At 44.8% G+C, this 18,072-nt stretch carries 13 protein-coding genes and 1 tRNA gene; 5 read left to right on the forward strand and 9 right to left on the reverse strand.

The features are described 5' to 3' along the window. Positions 1-66: 66 nt before the first annotated feature. Positions 67-1,779: an ATP-binding protein gene (locus tag IE103_RS16915; protein ID WP_189347417.1), complete on the reverse strand. Its 1,713-nt coding sequence runs from the start codon at positions 1,777-1,779 to the stop codon at positions 67-69. 301 nt (positions 1,780-2,080) lie between these two features. On the opposite strand from IE103_RS16915, the gene IE103_RS16920 reads away from it, so the two are divergent. Further along, entirely contained in the window at positions 2,081-3,823 is a 1,743-nt protein-coding gene (locus IE103_RS16920; RefSeq protein WP_189347419.1) for a cation:proton antiporter domain-containing protein, read from the forward strand. 32 nt (positions 3,824-3,855) lie between these two features. On the opposite strand, the gene IE103_RS16925 is transcribed toward IE103_RS16920, so the two are convergent. The 8 genes from IE103_RS16925 to IE103_RS16960 form a co-directional block, all read right to left on the reverse strand. Continuing rightward, positions 3,856-4,647: an oxygen-binding di-iron domain-containing protein gene (locus IE103_RS16925; protein ID WP_189347421.1), complete on the reverse strand. Its 792-nt coding sequence runs from the start codon at positions 4,645-4,647 to the stop codon at positions 3,856-3,858. 244 nt (positions 4,648-4,891) lie between these two features. Next, a complete protein-coding gene (gene ggt / locus IE103_RS16930; RefSeq protein WP_229827334.1) occupies positions 4,892-6,592 on the reverse strand; it encodes a gamma-glutamyltransferase in 1,701 nt (566 codons plus the stop codon). A gap of 353 nt (positions 6,593-6,945) precedes the next feature. Next, entirely contained in the window at positions 6,946-7,533 is a 588-nt protein-coding gene (locus IE103_RS16935; RefSeq protein ID WP_189347423.1) for a 50S ribosomal protein L25/general stress protein Ctc, read from the reverse strand. Positions 7,534-7,650: 117 nt separating this feature from the next. Next, positions 7,651-8,607: a ribose-phosphate pyrophosphokinase gene (locus tag IE103_RS16940; RefSeq protein ID WP_189347425.1), complete on the reverse strand. Its 957-nt coding sequence runs from the start codon at positions 8,605-8,607 to the stop codon at positions 7,651-7,653. A 148-nt stretch (positions 8,608-8,755) separates the two neighbouring features. Then, positions 8,756-8,832: transfer RNA gene (locus tag IE103_RS16945), tRNA-Gln, on the reverse strand. A 101-nt stretch (positions 8,833-8,933) separates the two neighbouring features. Further along, positions 8,934-9,806 (reverse strand): 4-(cytidine 5'-diphospho)-2-C-methyl-D-erythritol kinase, encoded by an 873-nt coding sequence (gene ispE / locus IE103_RS16950; RefSeq protein WP_189347426.1) that lies wholly within the window; start codon positions 9,804-9,806, stop codon positions 8,934-8,936. A 4-nt stretch (positions 9,807-9,810) separates the two neighbouring features. Next, complete coding sequence (gene lolB / locus IE103_RS16955) at positions 9,811-10,464, reverse strand: lipoprotein insertase outer membrane protein LolB (RefSeq protein ID WP_189347429.1); 654 nt, start codon at positions 10,462-10,464, stop codon at positions 9,811-9,813. Positions 10,465-10,637: 173 nt separating this feature from the next. Continuing rightward, positions 10,638-12,467 (reverse strand): tetratricopeptide repeat protein, encoded by a 1,830-nt coding sequence (locus tag IE103_RS16960; RefSeq protein WP_189347431.1) that lies wholly within the window; start codon positions 12,465-12,467, stop codon positions 10,638-10,640. 151 nt (positions 12,468-12,618) lie between these two features. Between IE103_RS16960 and mutM the strand changes: the two genes are divergently transcribed. The 4 genes from mutM (at position 12,619) to mutY (ending at position 18,038) form a co-directional block, all read left to right on the forward strand. Then, the gene (gene mutM, locus IE103_RS16965; RefSeq protein ID WP_189347433.1) at positions 12,619-13,440 is read left to right on the forward strand and encodes a bifunctional DNA-formamidopyrimidine glycosylase/DNA-(apurinic or apyrimidinic site) lyase; all 822 of its coding nucleotides are present in this window, start codon (positions 12,619-12,621) and stop codon (positions 13,438-13,440) included. Between the two features lie 83 nt (positions 13,441-13,523). After that, positions 13,524-15,449 carry a dynamin family protein gene (locus IE103_RS16970; RefSeq protein WP_189347435.1) on the forward strand — a complete coding sequence of 642 codons (1,926 nt, stop codon included), beginning with the start codon at positions 13,524-13,526 and terminating at the stop codon, positions 15,447-15,449. Positions 15,450-15,574: 125 nt separating this feature from the next. Beyond that, entirely contained in the window at positions 15,575-16,675 is a 1,101-nt protein-coding gene (locus IE103_RS16975; RefSeq protein WP_189347437.1) for a beta propeller repeat protein, read from the forward strand. A gap of 211 nt (positions 16,676-16,886) precedes the next feature. After that, positions 16,887-18,038, forward strand: a complete 1,152-nt coding sequence (gene mutY, locus IE103_RS16980) for an A/G-specific adenine glycosylase (RefSeq protein WP_189347516.1) — start codon at positions 16,887-16,889, stop codon at positions 18,036-18,038. Positions 18,039-18,072 lie beyond the last annotated feature (34 nt).

The raw sequence follows: 18,072 nt of genomic DNA on the forward strand, positions 1-18,072 counted from the left end.
ATTGACTGGCCGTGTATGTGATAAGTAGATGCAGAATTATTAGGTAGTAAGGTATTCGGTGCTAATTTAAACACTTGCTGGGTAAAGAGAGAATTGGATTTGCACATGCAAGCCACCAAGTTCGGAATGAGAAAATTCGATGTTTGCATGGTGGGCTTCCAAAATACGGCGGCATAAAGCGAGACCTAAACCAGACCCACCGTGTTCGCGATTGCGCGAACTATCTGGTCGATAAAAACGTTCACCTAATCGTGCCATGGCAAGTGATGGAACTTCTGGTGCGCTGTCTTCAATGTGGAGATATAAAAACTGTTGATCACTATTCGCGCGGATTCGGATGCATCCGCCCGCGTTGGTATAGCGTATCGAATTTTCCAGCAAATTATGCATAACTTGGCGTAAGCGTTCTCTATCCCCGTGAATACAAGATGCTTGTGGTTTGGCTTCGATCGTTAATTGTAAATGAGCGTGATGAATTCGATCTTGAAAGTTGCTACTTTCTTCCTCAATCAGGGCCCATAGATCCATTTTTTGCATTTGATATTGCAGCGTGCCGATATCGGCGCTCGCCAGTGTATAAAGTTCATCAATTAACTTGTTTAAGGATAAAACCTGACGCAACATCAATGCGATATTTTCAGCGTTGGCAGGACGAATGCCGTCTTGTAGTGCTTCTAATTGCGCACGTAACACGGCAATTGGGGTTCTTAACTCATGTGAGGTGTCTGCTACCCATTGCCGTCGGCTTTGTTCTGCTTGCGCTAACTTTTCTGCCAATTGATTAAAACTATTTGCCAGTTCACCTAATTCATCGCTACGGCGCACTGCGACACGGGTGTCGAACTTACCTTGTTCCAGCGCGCGTGCGCTGGCAGCAAGTTGATGTATGGGACGCCGAAAGTGTAACGCCAACAGCAATGCCGCTAAACCACTCAAACTGATGCTAATGACGACGATCGTAATGATCATGTCGGCCTGTTGTTGCAGGAAGTCTCGTGCCATATCATCGCTTGGCACCCGCGACTTTTGCACTGATAAATACGCAATCACTTCGCCTTGATGATAGAGCGGTCGCATCCCCCTTGGACTTTGATCCAATTTTTTGTCTAAAGGTCGACCGGCCAAGTAATTTTCTGCTTCATCGAGCAAGCTAATGCGGCTGTTTAAACTTTGAAGTTGTTCCTCTGATGCTGAGACGTCGACGATATCGGTTTTGGTGGATGCTTGATTTGCTGGCGCTTTAATCGGCGCGTCAGGTGGGGGAGGTGGTAAGGGTGGCGGCGGTGGCAATGGGGGCAGGACTGGTGCTTGCGCTGCTAATGGAGCTGCTGGAGCAACTGGTGAGACTGGCGCAGCGGGCTTGGCTGGAGCCGCAATATTGTTGCGTGTGTTCGATTTATGGTCGTTTCTAACTTTGCTAGTGCGTTCGTTCAGTGCTGATGTGGTGGAGGCGACCATCGATTTTTGCTGTACGCCATCTACAGTTTCTATCCGTGATGGTGCCGAATTTTTAATTTGATACAAGCGCATTAGTTCTTGATTGATCCATGCCTTCTTTTGTTGAGGATCGTTCGGTAGAAATGACCAGCTTTCGTTGGCGGCATATTGATTTTGAATTGAATCACCAAGTTCTTGCAGACGATCGAGTTCAATTTTGAGAGCGTAGTCAGCAAAGCCACTACTGACTTTTTCGCGCATCATTAATAAAGCGACGATCACGACTGTGGTGAGCGATAGAAGAACCGCAAAAAATAAGCGCCAACCAATAGAGAGTTTCACGTTCGGATTCTGAATAGAAAAGAAGGCAGTGTAGAACTTAGCAGTGTTTGCGCCAAGCGCTTTCTATGTGCGATTTTGTATTTTTGCTGAACGGAGAAGATTTTTCTGTGATTCGTTTTTTCTCCATCATTTATCCATGATCTTGTAACGAGGCTAGAAATAGATTCGGAAAAATTGCGTTTAAGCAATATCTAAGTTACTCATACCTTTATAATTAGATCCTTTCGGATTGCTGATATGCGTTAAACCGTGCGCAAGTCGCCTTGCTAAAAAAGCGACATATAAATTTTCGGAGATATACATGGATCATCACGCTGGCCTACCGTTTTTGAGGGAAGCACTGCTCTTTCTAATCTTAGCTGGCATTCTCATCCCCTTATTACAACGCTTCAAAATCAATCAGGTTTTGGGCTTCCTGACGATAGGTGTGGTGCTTGGTCCTTTTGGTGTTGCGCAGTTTGCACAACAAATGCCTTGGTTGAGCGTCATCGCTTTTTCTGGTGACGCTGAAGTGCAATCCTTGGCTGAGTTAGGTGTGATGTTTTTGATGTTTTTGATCGGACTTGAATTGTCCGCTGAGCGCTTGTGGAGTTTGCGTCGCTGGGTATTTTTGGGTGGTAGTGCGCAGCTTTTATTGACGGCGGTGATGATTGGTAGTCTTGCGTATTGGTTTGGTAATCGTCTTGAAATTGCTTTGCTGTTGGGTTTGGTATTTTCACTTTCTTCGACGGCGATTGTGATGCAATTACTCACGCAACAGCGAGCGATGGCTAGCCCAATGGGGCAAGCGAGTTTTTCTATGTTGATGCTGCAGGATTTTGCAGTCGTGCCTTTACTGATTTTGGTGGATTTATTGGGTAAACAGACCACCGACAATTTGAGTATCGTCGTTGGTATGACTTTATTGAAGTCATTGGCGGCAGTGTTGTTTATTTTCTTGGTTGGGCGACGCGTTGTCGCACCGGTGTTTCGTTACTTCGCGCAGCAGCGACAACCGGAAGTATTCATGGCACTCACTTTATTGGTGACTTTAGGTATTGCAGGCGCGACCGCCGCAGTGGGATTGTCCTTAGCTTTGGGCGCGTTCTTGGCAGGTCTATTACTCGCAGAAACAGAATACCGACATGAGGTCGAAGTCACCATAGAACCTTTTAAAGGCTTGCTGATGGGCTTGTTCTTTATGTCGGTTGGTATGGGAATTAATCTTGCTGCATTTGCGCAAAATTATGTGTGGATTTTGGCCTCCGTACTTGGTTTGGTTCTGATCAAGGCGAGCGTCGTTGCTGTGATTATGCGTAAGGGCGGATTAAGCTGGGGTAAGTCGATTGAAGGTGGATTTTTGTTAAGTCAGGGCGGTGAATTTGCTTTTGTGATTATTGGCGTGGCAGCGACGACGAGCATTTTGTCGCGAGACATTGCGCAGTTTATGTTGTTGGTAGTTAGTATTAGCTTGTTGATGACGCCCTTCTTTGCGCGGGCGGGTCATGTTCTTGGGCAGTTTGTGGAACAAAAATTTTGCTCGCAGCAATCGCAGGAACAAGCAAGTTTGCCTGAAGAGTTGAGTGGACATGTGGTGATTGCTGGATTTGGGCGGGTTGGACAATTGCTCGCGGATATTTTGCAGAAGCAAGGTGTGGCTTATGTCGCAGTAGAACATGATGCCCATGTGGTTGCTAACTTGCGCAAGCAGGGGCGCAAGGTATTTTACGGTAATGCGGCACGGCCAGAATTATTACGCAAAATGCATATGCAGCACGCGGCTGCTTTATTGGTGACGATGGATCAACCGGCTGCGGCGATGCATGCAGTATTAGCGGCGCGTAGTGAGTATCCCAAGTTGCCGATTTATGTGCGTTCTCGTGATGAGATTCATGCATTGGAACTACGCACGGCGGGCGCTACTGCCGTGGTACCAGAAACCTTAGAGGCAGGTTTACAATTATCCTTTTTCGCCCTGAATGCCTTATCTATTCCAGAAGGCGAGATTAATCATATTCTGGATCAAGAACGTGAATTGCGAGTTTCTAATCAAGCTAAGCTCTAGACTAGTCGTATGAATAGATCGCCAGTCCCGATTTATCGACCCGCGATAGGACGAAAGCGATAATGTTCTTGTGAAAACAAATCGATACCACATTGAAGATTTTCTATCCAATCCAAAAATGCGGGAATCGCTTCGCCAGTGAGATAGCGACCATGTTGCGGAACTAGCATCGCGACATCCATTTGTCTGACCATATTGACCCAAAAGCGGCATACTTTATTCGACACCATATAGCGCTTATGAAAGCCGCTCATGGTGTGCAACAGTTCATAAAATTCCGCCTTCGTTGTGATTGGCGTTGCGATAGTTTTTGCCTCGACTAGCGAAGCGCCCATGTCACCAGAAAATAAGATTTTTGACGTGCTGTCATAAAACTGGAAATTACCCTCAGCGTGCAAGAAGTGCGCTGGAACGGCATACAGTGTCGAGCCTAACATGGGGATAGGCATGCCTTCATCAGGAATGCCGATAATCCGACCATCCGCGCGATTTAAGTTACAAAAGTGGGGAACAAAACGTGCCCACAGTTGCGATACATAGAGATGGCATTCTGTACTGTAGAGCCATTTATCTAAGGCACCGATAATGTCGGGATCTTGGTGTGAGGCGAATAAAAATTCGAGATTCTTCTTCGGCAAATACTTTTGCATTGCCAAAGTAAGCGCGTTGTAGGTGATATTGCCAGACGGGTCGATTAAGGCACCTTGCCCATGCGAGACGATCAGAAATTGGTTTGCCTGTACCGCATCTTCGGCCGAGCCTGTGACCAGATCATTGAACATGATGCAACTATGTTTGCCATTATTAAATAGTTCAATTGCCACGAGGACTCCTATTATCGATTTCTAAAAACTTATTTTAGATCAAGCAATAAAGGAAAATTTGATATGGATTAAGTTTGTGCTGCGAATGCACAGAAAAACTGATTAAAAACAGACAGTTAGTGACCTAATGACAAAGATTAATTGGGTAGGAAGTGGGAAGGAAGTGGGATAAGACTGTAGTGCAAGTACGCGCTAGCGTACTTGCAATGGTCGATGATTATCTTAAGGCATCGAGCTTAATATTTTAATAGGCTAAGGCACGCCCATCAGGATTGCGTGGGTCGGCAAAAGCTTCCAAACCATCCGCAGTGATTTTAATCGTCTGAGTGCGTCCCATCGAACGTCCTAACGAAAACTTGTGGCCTTTCTGTTTCAAAATTTCCAAGGTGTCCGCATTAAAGCCTCGCTCCATCCGAATTACGTCAGGTTCCCATTGGTGGTGCAGGCGTGGCGCAATGCTGGCCTCGGCTGGATTTAATTGATGATCGATGACATTCAGAATAATCTGCAAAGTGGTGGTGATGATGCGACTACCACCAGGGCTGCCCGTCACCAAGAATGGTTTGCCATCTTTCAATACCATGGTCGGTGTCATCGAGCTTAATGGACGTTTTTTGGAGGCGACTGAATTTGCCTCACCACCAACTAAACCAAAGGCGTTCGGTACGCCTGCTTTGACTGAGAAATCATCCATTTCGTTGTTGAGTGTGATCCCTGTGCCAGTGGCGACGATACCGCTACCAAACAATAAATTGAGTGTGTAGGTGGTGGCGACAACATTGCCGTATTTGTCAGCAACCGAGTAATGTGTAGTTTGATCACTTTCATAAGGCAGCGGTTTGCCGGGTTTGATTTGCGTAGATGACGTGGCGCGATCTGGGTTGATATGTTGAACTAATTCATCCGCATATTTTTTTGAAGTCAGACCGGTCACAGGTACTTTGACAAAATCTGGATCGCCTAAGTACTCAGCGCGATCTGCATAGGCTAATTTCATTACTTCCGTTAAGGTATGGATATTTTGCGCGCTATTCAAACCTTGTTTGCCAATCGGGAAGTGCTCCAGCATATTCAACATTTGTATCACGTGTACACCACCAGAACTTGGGGGCGGCATTGAAACTACCTGATAACCACGGTAATTCCCCGTAACAGGCAGGCGTTCTACTGCCTGATAATTTTTCATATCATCGGCACTAATCATGCCACCGTGCTTCTTCATTTCAGCGACGATCTTTTGCGCAATGCTGCCTTCATAAAATGCTTTTGGCCCTTGCTGTGCGATCAAACGCAGTGAATTTGCTAAATCTTTTTGTACTAATTTTTCGCCGGCACGAAGAGGGCGATCTCCTTTAAAAAAGATCGCGCGGCTAGATTCCCATTTGCCTAATTGATTGCGACTAGCTTCCAATAATTGTGCCAGATGCGGAGTCACTTCAAAGCCTTGCTCCGCAAGTTTGATTGACGGTGCGATCAAGTCTTTTAAGGACATTGTGCCGTATTTGCGCAATGCAAGATCAAGCCCAGCAACAGTTCCGGGAATGCCGACTGCGAGGTGGGAAGAAGTCGAGCTACCCGGAATAATTTTGCCACTCGCATCGAGGAACATATCGCGATGGGCTAAGGCGGGTGCTAATTCACGAAAATCTAAGGCGATATTTTTTCCACTTTTGGCATCGTGTATCAGCATAAAACCACCGCCACCGATGTTTCCTGCATGTGGCAACACTACCGCCAGCGCAAAGCCTACTGCAACGGCAGCATCCACCGCATTGCCACCACGTTTTAAGACATTTAAACCGACTTGGCTCGCTAAACCTTGCTCACTAGAGACGATGCCATTTTTTGCCCGCACTGGGCTGAGAATGTCGTAGCTAGTGTCATATTGAATTTGCGCACCAGTGCTTTGTACACTGGTACTTTGCGCATAGCTTGTTTGGATGATGCCGACTTGTGAGACGGTGAATACGCTGGCTATGACAGCGATTGAAGCGAGACGAAACTTTTTGATTGAAGACACAAGGAAATTCCTTTAGCGTGGGCAGCGGTCACAATCTAGTTTCAATTGTGAGCGATGATTTGGTGAAGTCTTGATTGTCGCTAAGTCGGGCAGATATGTCGAGAATTGCTTACTGAAATTGTCGCGCGTCGATTGAAAAGACGGTGCTAAAAGTGATTTTTAGAGATTAATTATTTAAAAATAATTTGAAAAATTAAACTCGGGTCGTAAAAAATTTGTGGCATAAAAAAAGCCACCTGCGAGGGTGGCTTTTCAATTTAAAAGAAAAAACTTTTAAATTATTTTGCTTCAGCGTCTGCAGAAGTTGCGCCAGCTGGTTTAACAGCGATAGCAACAGTTGCATCGTCACCGTGCACTACAGCAGAAACGCCTTTTGGCAATTTCAATGCGGATACGTGTACAGATTGACCTGCTTCCAATTTGGACAAGTCAACTTCGATGAATTCTGGCAAGTCTGCTGGCAAGCATTCTACGTCCAATTCAACCGCAACGTGACTGATCACAGCAGAAGACAATTTAACAGCAGGAGAAACTTCTGCGTTAATGAAGTGCAGAGGTACTTTTACATGGATCTTTTTGTTTGGATCAACACGTTGGAAGTCCGCGTGCAATACCAATTGTTTAAACGCGTGCATTTGGAAATCGCGCAACAATACTTTTTCTACTTTGCCATCTACATCCATGTCGAGAATGGAAGAGTGGAATACTTCTTTTTTCAATGCATGGAACAAAGCATTGTGATCCAAAGAGATATTCACTGCTGGCTCTGTACCACCGTAGATGATGCCAGGTGTTTGACCAGCATTACGCAGGCGGCGGCTCGCTCCGGTGCCCTGTTCTTTACGTGCAAATGCGACTACTTTCATTTTAATACTCCAAAATAAGCAATGTCTTTTCAATTAACACTGCGTTGACTTTCCCGCGACCAGGAAAGTGAAAAAGCTGCTAAGTATCGAAATACTTAACAGCCGAAAAATCGATCTTTATTCAGAGAACAAAGAAATAACAGACTCGCCTTTCGTGATGCGGCGGAAAGTCTCCGCTAACAAGCTATCACAAGATAACTGACGAATTTTTGTACAAGCTTGTGCGGCTGCTGACAATGGGATAGTGTCAGTGACCACCAATTCATCCAATGGTGAATTGTTGATGCGATCAATTGCAGGGCCAGACAAAACTGGATGCGTACAATACGCCAATACTTTTTTCGCGCCGCGCTCTTTCAATACTTCGGCTGCTTTGGTCAAAGTACCTGCTGTATCAACCATGTCATCCATAATGACGCAGTTACGACCTTCAACTTCACCGATGATATTCATCACTTCAGACACATTCGCCTTTGGACGACGTTTATCGATAATCGCCAAATCGCAACCTAAACGTTTTGCCAATGCACGCGCACGAACAACGCCACCAACGTCAGGAGAAACGACTAATAAATCATCGTAATTCTTTGCAACCAAATCACCTAACAAGATCGGTGATGCATAAATATTATCTACTGGAATATCAAAGAAACCTTGGATTTGATCTGCGTGTAAATCCATAATCAACACACGACCAACACCTGCTTCTTCCAACATATTCGCTACTACTTTGGCAGAAATCGCCACCCGTGCAGAGCGAGGACGGCGATCTTGACGTGCATAACCAAAGTAAGGAATTGCTGCAGTAATACGACCAGCTGAGGCGCGCTTCAAAGCGTCTACCATCAACATGATTTCCATCAAATTATCATTCGTTGGCGCACATGTTGATTGCAACACAAAAACATCTTTACCGCGGACGTTTTCGTTGATTTCGACCATCACTTCGCCATCAGAAAACTTGGAAACGTCTGCTTTACCAAGGCGAATACCGAGTTGCTTTGCAACACCTGCCGCTAAAGCAGGATTGGCATTACCAGTAAAGACCATCATGTTGTCGAGAGCGTGTGCCATGAGATCACCTAAGGGAATTAAAAAGCCATGCAAGACAGAAAATGCATCATCACGCTTAGAATTCTTGTTGTAATGATTACTGAAAAAACTGCCGTTAAAAACCGAAAAGCCGCCGCATCATTTTGTATGCGGCGGCTTGGGAATTAAATGGCAGGGGAAAAAGGATTCGAACCTTTGCATGCCGGAATCAAAATCCGGTGCCTTAACCAGCTTGGCGATTCCCCTACACAACCGTTTATCAATTGCTTAGTTCATTTTGATATTCAGCGAAGCCGCTATTTTATCTTGAAATCTGCAATCAACCAAATTTTTTATTATGCGCGCTATCAATTTATTTTTGAATTGATAGGATGATGTTGTAATGCTTTAGCAATCCATGATGTCCATCGATTCGGTACTTGTTGCACTACTTTTTTTGCTGCGTCTTCACTTGGAAAAGCGCAAAAAGCACAAGAACCAGAACCTGTCATCTTGGCATCACCCTGATTTATTTCAAATTGTTTTAGCCAATTTATGACTGCGGCAATTTCTGGGTGTAAAGCACAAGCAACAGCTTGCATATCGTTTTTCCACTCAACATTCGCTGCACTGGAAAAGTCCGCTATTCTGACGGGCTTCGTGTTTCTTGTCAACTCTTTGGATGAAAAAATTGTCGGTGTTGGTACGTGCACACCCGGCTCTATCACCACGAACCACTGGTCAGGCGTTGATACTGCTTGGATTTGTTCACCGATACCTTCAACAAAGGCATTTTCACCAAAAATGAAGAACGGAACGTCGGCGCCCAGTTGCAAGCCCAGTTGCATCAATGTTTCTTTGCTCAGATTGCATTGCCATAGCTTATTCAGTGCAAGTAAAGTGGTGGCAGCATCGGACGAACCACCACCTACACCACCACCCATAGGCAAGCATTTATGTAAATAGATATCTGCACCTTGTTGAATATTGCAGTGTTGTTGTAATAGTTTGGCAGCGCGAACCACCAGATCATTTTCTTCCGGTACACCGTGAACCTGATTTAATCGATGAATTTGACTATCTGCTCGGACGTAAAAATCAAGACTGTCACAGCGATCAATTAACTGAAAGACGCTTTGTAAAAGATGATAGCCATCGGCACGACGACCGATGATGTGTAAGAACAGGTTTAATTTAGCTGGTGCTGGGCACGCTAGCAGTTGAGGCAAATTGGTCGTCATGATCTTATTGTGCCGACGGTTCTATGATGATCTTAATTTTCACTTCACCCAGTTCTTCCGTGTATCGTTGTAAATCGATGCGCTTGGGACGGATAGTGCCAGCATCTTCTTGCCAACTGATAAATTGTAACTGCCATCCTTGGCTCTGTATTTGAAAATAATCTTGCACCGGCACAGCAACAAACTTCCCATTTGCTTGAATATCAAAGCCTTGTAGCCAGCCTTTTAATCCTGTTACGGGAATCGTCCAACCCAAATTTTCAGTTAACAACTGCTCAATATCTGGTGCGCTGCGTGGTTCTTGTTTGGCTTGTGTTAGCACGGCACCTTGTGCATTTTGTTGTACGGTAGCGATGGTTTGACCCAAAGGTGAACTTAGGGTAATAGTGAGTTCCTGCGGCGCTTGCTGCCACTCAAAGCTGGTACTAATTGTTTCGGTTTGTTCGCGTTGCTGGTATTGAATCGAAATACGTCCAGTAAATTGTACTTGTTCTTGCATAGTTCTCGGCTGGCTATGCTGTGCGTTCGAAAACTTTGGTGATGTACTGCAAGCGCTTAGTAAGCTGGCAAATAAGCTAGCGCAGCATGCGAGTATAAAAAATCTCGTGTAGGTTGAATATGTGGCGAGGCCAAATAAGTGTGACTCGTTTTTTAACATGGAAAATAATCGTAATCTAAAAAATGCGCAATAAAACTGGGAAATAAACTGCGAGATAAAACTGAGAAGCAAAGTTGCAAGGGAAACGCGAGTTTATGCTGCATTAACAATTTCAGCATCAAGGCATTTTCGTAGCAATGAAAAGTATGAAGTAAAGTTCAGTAACATTCGCCTTAAGGTAAATTTAATTCGAGTCTCTCCAGCGTGCTTTTAAGTAGCGCATTGTTGGGATCTTTTTTACGTGCTGCTGCAAATAGTTGTAGCGCTTCTTCTTTCTTACTTTGTACCCATAAAATCTCTGCTAGGTGCACCGACACATCGGCATCTTGCCGCATGCCCAATGATAAACGGATGTACTTTTCCGCATCAGTAAATTGTTTTAAACGATATTTGACCCAGCCCAAGCTATCCAAAATGTAAGGGTCATTCGGGCTTAATTGATTGGCGGCTTCGATTAAAGCTAAGGCTTCGTCTAATTGTACATTTCTATCGGCATAGGAATAGCCAAGTGCGTTATAGGCGAGGGCATTATTTGGTGCAATTTGTATTAACTGCTTCAGCGCCATCTCCATTTCTGGGTAATGCTTCATTGATTCTGCCAACATCGCAAAGTCGTACAGCAATTCGGCGCTGCGCGGGAATTCGCTGAGTGCCATTTGTAATAAGACAAATGCCTCTGTACTTTGTCCTGCATCACGCATGATTTGCGCTTCTGTTTGAAGCAATAAAACTTGCTCCTTGTCTTGTCTTGCAGTGATCGTTTGTAAAAATTGACGTGCTTGCAGAAACTTCTGCTCACTCGCCATCAGTAAAGCGCGACGCATTTGAATGGTGAACCATGCTGGGTTTTTGCCATCGTCGGATTCGATCTTACTTAACCAAGTATCGGCGCTTTGTTTGTCATTGCGTTGTAATGCGATTTGCGCAAGGCCAATGTACGCAGTGCTATTGTCTTCGTCCTTTCCAAACGCGCTTAGGAGTTGTTTGAAATAAGACTCAGCGGTATCAAGTTGTCCCATCTCCATTTCGATGGTGGCCAAGGTGTGTAGCGTTTGTGCCTTACTTAATGTCGTTTTATTGGGATCTTTTAAAAAGCTCAAGAACTCAGCCTTCGCTAAGGCGAACTGTTTGCTATCCATCAGCATGGTGGCGTAGGCTAGGCGTACTTCTTTGGCGTTGGGATAACGTTTGAGAAAGTCGGCAACTAACTCAAATGCATCTGCTTTATCAGAGGCGTTTGCTAGGGTTAGTATCGCCAGTTCTGAGCTAGGCTCTAGGGCTAAGGCCGCTTTAGCTTCTTGTTGTGCGCGCTCGATATCGTCAGCGCGATACGCTGCGCGTGAGATTGCAATATGTCGGTCAATGCTATTCGGTTCCGATGCGAGTATTTTTTCTAAGCTAACTAAGGCAGCTTGTTTGTTGTTGGTTCGATTTAAACTGCGTTGCGCTTGATGGATAAGATTGGGTTTTTCTTCCGCGCTACTTTTCTTCAGTAGCTCGCCAAAAAAACTTTCCATCGCCAAATAATCATTTTTGATTTCTAACAAGCTTAGATAGTATTGATCCGCTTCTTGTGAGTTTGGTGCCAGCTCACGCCAAAGGCGTACTGCCGCCATTGATTCATTGATTTGACGTGCAGACATCGCGATTTCGGCAGCGCGTTTTGCTAATCGCGGATCGCTGGTTTGTTGGGCTAATCCCATGATGGTGACGAACGGACCTTGCCATTCGCCGCGTTGCAATGCGATATCAGATGCTGTTAATTTGAACAAAACATCTTTTGATAATCCGGAATCCGATGGTTTCTGTTCGGCTTGCTTTGACTTTTTCGGAGATTTAACTGGTGTGCTATTTTTATTTTTCTTGCTGATGGGCTTTGAATAAGGAATCTTTTCTTTACTACTATGGGCTTCGTTGGATTGTGCATTGGCAAGTTGATTTACAGTCAGGATCACACAAAATGAAGAAAGTAGGTGATGAATGCAAGATTTGGTTATTTTCATTCGAGTCTGGATAAATGAGAGAATTGCTGAAGCTAGGTACAATAGCCCGTTGAGTGAAGCTTGATGCAAATGATTTTACGCTGAAATGTAACGCGATTTGTGTCAACTTGTATATGCCCTGTAACGCTAAGTTTGCCGATGAGAGAGTTTTATGCCGGAATTACCAGAGGTTGAAGTCACGCGATTAGGCGTGAATCCCCATGTCGAAGGAAAGACGGTAACAGAATTAATATTGCGACGCGATGGTTTGCGTTGGCCTTTTCCTGCCAATTTGCGAGAATTGATTTTGCATCAAACCATCTTATCCACAGGCAGGCGCGGTAAGTATCTCCTTTTACATTTTCATCACGGTAGTCTGCTCATCCATCTTGGGATGTCAGGCAATCTGCGCATTATGCCCTCCACAACGCCGCCGCAAAAACACGATCATGTTGATATTTTGTTGGGCGAACAAATGATGCGGCTAACCGATCCGCGTCGTTTTGGTGCCGTTCTTTGGCATGATCATGCAGATGGCGCGTTAGAAGAACATCTTTTGTTGCGTCATCTAGGAGTTGAACCATTAAGCGATCAATTTAGTCCCGAATTGCTGTTTAAGCAGACACGGCAGCGCAATGCAGCCATTAAACAAGTATTGCTGGCGGGTGATGTGGTGGTTGGTGTTGGTAATATTTATGCATCAGAAAGCTTGTTTCGAGCGGGCATTAATCCTAAAACCGCAGCGAATCGTATTAGCTTAAAGCGTTATCAAGCTTTGGCGATTGCGATTCGGGAAATTCTGGCACAAGCGATTAGTCGTGGTGGTAGCAGCCTAAAAGATTTTGTTGGTGCAGACGGAAAAACCGGGTATTTTCAACAGTCTTATTTTGTTTATGATCGTGCGGGTGAGCCTTGTCGTGTTTGTCAAGGGACAATTAGACACATTACACAAGGTCAACGTAGCAGCTTTTATTGTGTAAATTGTCAAAAATGAGCCAGAATGTCGTATTGTTGGGTTTCTTAAAGAAAACAAAGTCGCAACTCGACCTGCGGTAAAAGAATAAATTTGAGGATGCTATGAGTAATTTGGTTCAGAATTTTGAAGAATACAGTGGCTGGCGCACAGGCGTTGCCCAAGCGATTGAGCAATATCGTGCTTGGATCGCTGATTCTGATTTTGCTGACAATATTCTTGACCAGCGGATTTTGCGTTTAAAAGAACGTCTAGTCGATGATAAATTAACCATCGCTTTCGTCGCCGAATTTTCTCGTGGTAAATCAGAGCTAATTAATGCGATTTTCTTTGCCGAATATGGCCAACGCATTTTGCCGTCTTCAGCCGGTCGTACCACCATGTGTCCGACAGAATTGCTATATGACGAGAGTATGCCGCCTTGTATTCGTCTATTGCCGATCGAAACTCGTAGCGAAACTTTAAGTACGACAGAATACAAAGGTCATCAACACGTGTGGACTGTGTTGCCGCTCGATACCAAATCGGGTGATGGCATGTTAGAAGCATTTAAACAAGTTAGTCTAACTAAAAAAGTCAGTAAAGAAGTCGCTAAATCATATGGTTTGTATGACGAAAATGATCCCGATGCTGCTTTAGAAGTGGACGAAAATGGTTTAGTCGAAATTTCGCAATGGCGTCATGCGATTGTGAATTTCCCACATCCTTTGTTGAAGCAAGGTTTGATCATTGTCGATACCCCAGGCTTAAACGCCATTGGTACAGAGCCTGAATTGACCTTGAACTTGATTCCGAATGCACATGCAGTTCTGTTTATTTTGGCGGCAGATACTGGTGTGACCAAGAGCGATATTGAAGTGTGGCGCGATCATATCGGTAGTGGCGCAGGTCGGATGGTGGTCTTGAATAAAATCGATAGCATGTGGGACGAATTACGCACCCCAGAAGAAATCGAAGCGCAGATTCAACATCAGATTGCATCCGTCTCCCATACTTTGAGTTTGGAAGAGAAACAAGTGTTTCCTATCTCTGCACAAAAAGGTTTGGTCGCAAAAATCAATAAAGATGCGCCATTATTAGCAAAGAGTCGATTGCCAAAACTGGAATATGCGCTATCAAAAGAGTTGATTCCGTCTAAGAAAAACATCATTCGTGCGCAATTAGCGAGCGATATACAAGAAATTACGGATGGCCAATACGCGGTAATTAATGCACGTGGTCGTGGTGTTAGTGAACAATTGCACGAACTCAAAAGTTTGCGTGGCAAGAATCAAAATGTGATTGAACACATGATGAAACGCGTGACTTTAGAAAAGCAAGAATTCGACGCTAGTTTGATGAAGATGCAAGGAACGCGCGCCGTCTTTACACGACTATCGACCGAAGTGTACACAAGCTTGGGTATGGAGATTCTGAAAGAAGAAATTAAAACCGCAAGAGAAGATATGGAATCGAGTAAGTTTTCTCTGGGTTTAAAAGAGGCGATTAAAAATTTCTTCACGCAGATTAAGTTAAATCTGGAAGCATCGAATCGCAAGACCGATGAAATTTCAGAAATGATGGCGATTATGTATCGTAAGTTTTCAACAGAACATGGTTTGGCGCTCACTGCACCTATGCCATTTTCATTGGACAAATATGTGCAAGAAATTAATGCGATTGAGTCCGTGTTTCAACGGCAATTTAGCACCATTACCTTAATGACGACTTCGCAAAAAGTATTGATGCAAAAGTTTTTCGATTCTATCTCTGCACGCGTGAAACAAAGTTTTTCACAAGCAAATCGTGATGTTGAAGCTTGGCAAAAAGTGGTAATGGCACCAATCGAAGCGCAAATCCGTGAGCATAAAAATCAATTGAAAAACCGTATGCAATCGATACAACGTATTCATGTCGCGACCGATAGTTTGGAAGAAAAAATTACCAGTTTTGAAGCGATGATGAGCGAAGTCGAAACACAGAAAAAAACGCTGGAGACTTTACGCAGCAATATTCAAAAAGCCTTGTCGTCGGAATTAAGTGCGGTGTAATCGAAAGTATTTGAGATATCAATCGCTAGAAGTAAAATCGTCGCACTCGCATGCCTTATGAAATGATAGCAATCTAAAACGCTGATAATGTTTTTATCAGCGTTTTTCTATTGAGGAGAACAAAAATGAAAAGTCATCAAACTGTTGAACATCACCGCGTTATGATTCGGCAAAGTATCTGCTTGCTGCTTAGCAGCTTGTTTTTCTCAAGCGCAGTTTTCGCGCAAGATGCATGGAAAAAAGTGGATTCTGGCGTCACGGTAGAGCTACGGGGTTTGTCCGTGGTGAATCGCCATGTCGCTTGGGCCAGTGGTGCGAAAGGCACCGTGATTCGTACCGTTGATGGCGAAAATTGGCAAAACGTCTCGATCAGTTTGTCACTGCCCGAGACAAGTCAGTTAGATTTTCGTGATATTCAAGGCATCGATAAATTCACCGCAATCGCGATGAGTGCTGGTCCGGGCAAGGCCTCAACGATTTACAAAACGACTGACGGTGGTGCCCATTGGGAACAGATGATAGTGAACGGCGAAGCCACAGGTTTTTGGGACGCAATAGATTTTTGGGATGCCAATCACGGTGTCATTTTTGGTGATCCGATTGCAGGTCAGTTCCAAGTATTAATTACAAATGATGGTGGCAAGACTTGGAAAAATGCGGCGAAAGATTTGACGCAATTAGCCGCTTTATCAAATGAAGGCGCGTTTGCTGCGAGTGGTACTTGTGTTTCAATTGCCGGTAAAAATGATGTTTGGTTCGCGACTGGTGGTGCGGAAAAAACGCGTGTATTCCACTCTGCCGATCGTGGTCAGACTTGGACCTTCGCGGAGACCGCGGTAGCTGCAGGTGCACCACCGAAAGGCTTATTTTCGGTGGCATTTAATCAGCATGGATTGGGGTTTGCGGTTGGTGGCGATTACCAAAAAGCGAAAGGTGAAGGTTTGAACGCGGTGATTAGTCGCGATAAAGCGAAAACTTGGAACGCCGCTCCTGCTTTGCCATCGGGCTTCTTGTCGGTTGTTGTTGCCGTACCAGCACAAGCGAAAACTTTCGTGGTTGGTGGCCTCGCTGGATCGGGCGTCACGCGTAATGCCGGGCAGTCATGGGAAGTCTTGAGTGATACGCCATTGAATGCGCTTGGCTTTGCCGATCCCTTGCATGGTTGGGCAGTCGGCCCCAATGGTTTGGTGATGAAATACGCGGGGAAACGCTTAGTTGACGAGTAATTTTGCTGGCTAAGTTTAGACGCTCTAGCGCATTGGCGCTTGATGCTGAATTCGATTCGTATCATTTGTACGATTTGTCATGCGAGTTGGCGTTTGCGCTGACGATTTGATCGTCCACGTTCGGATCGGCTATTTTCCATGTTTTATCTTTATCTCCATGAATAAACCAGTCAGCGCAGGGCAATCAAATAAGCATCCGCAAACGAAACAAATGCGACGTAAGCCGAATGAAGATTCACATTATGCTGATCCTGAATTTTCTGCGGAACTAATTGCTTGGCAAAAGCAGCATGGTCGTCATCGCTTGCCTTGGCAAAATACCGGCGATGCTTATCGGGTATGGTTATCTGAAATTATGCTGCAACAAACGCAAGTGACGGCGGTGATTCCTTACTATTTACGGTTTTTAGAAAAATTTCCAAGCGTACAGGATTTAGCTGCCGCGCCTGTGGAAGAAGTGATGGCCTTGTGGGCTGGATTGGGTTACTACACACGTGCTCGGAATTTGCATCAATGTGCCAAGCAAGTTGTCGCCCAATACCAAGGTGTCTTTCCAAGTGATCCGTCTCTATTGAATGCCTTGCCAGGAATTGGACGATCGACTGCTGCTGCGGTCGCTGCATTTTCTTATGGCACCGTCGCGGCAATTCTGGATGGCAATGTGAAGCGCGTATTTGCGCGTGTATTTGGGATTGATGCTTATCCAGGCATTAAGTCAGTGGAAGAAGATTTATGGTTGCGTGCGGAAGCTTTGCTACCGCAAACAGAGATTGCTGCATATACCCAAGGTTTGATGGATTTGGGTGCGACACTATGCACGCGAAGTAAGCCCGATTGTGCGCGCTGTCCATTTCAACATCGTTGCGTGGCTTTTGCCGAAGGCCGCACTGCTGAGTTACCAGTGCGCAAGCCCAAGAGCAAGCAGAAAGAAAAGCAGACCATCATGTTGTTGCTAGAACATGATGGTGCGGTTTTGCTAGAGCAGCGTTCGATGACTGGAATTTGGGGCGGCTTACTGTCTTTGCCTGAACTTGATGGGATGACAGAGCTAGAGGTGATGTCTAGTGATAAATCTGATTCAATCACAATTTTCGAACAGATTTCAGCGACCGATCAAACCTGTGCGACAGACATTGTGAATCGTTTCGGTGATATTCAATCAGCCCATAGGCTGGCACCATTTACACATACTTTTACGCATTTCAAATTGCATATTCATGTAATTCATTTCATAATTTCGCGCAGGTTTGAATTTGTTGGTGAGGATAACTTACGTTGGACGGATCTTGAGCAAGTTGAGCAACTTGCGCTGCCTGCTCCAGTAAAAATACTCTTGCAAAATTTGAGTTCGCGATTGATTTAGGTCTTCCGATCATGATGAAATTTCATCCGCGATG

The sequence above is a fragment of the Affinundibacterium macrobrachii genome (assembly GCF_014652415.1).
GTDB lineage: Bacteria > Pseudomonadota > Gammaproteobacteria > Burkholderiales > Burkholderiaceae_D > Undibacterium > Undibacterium macrobrachii.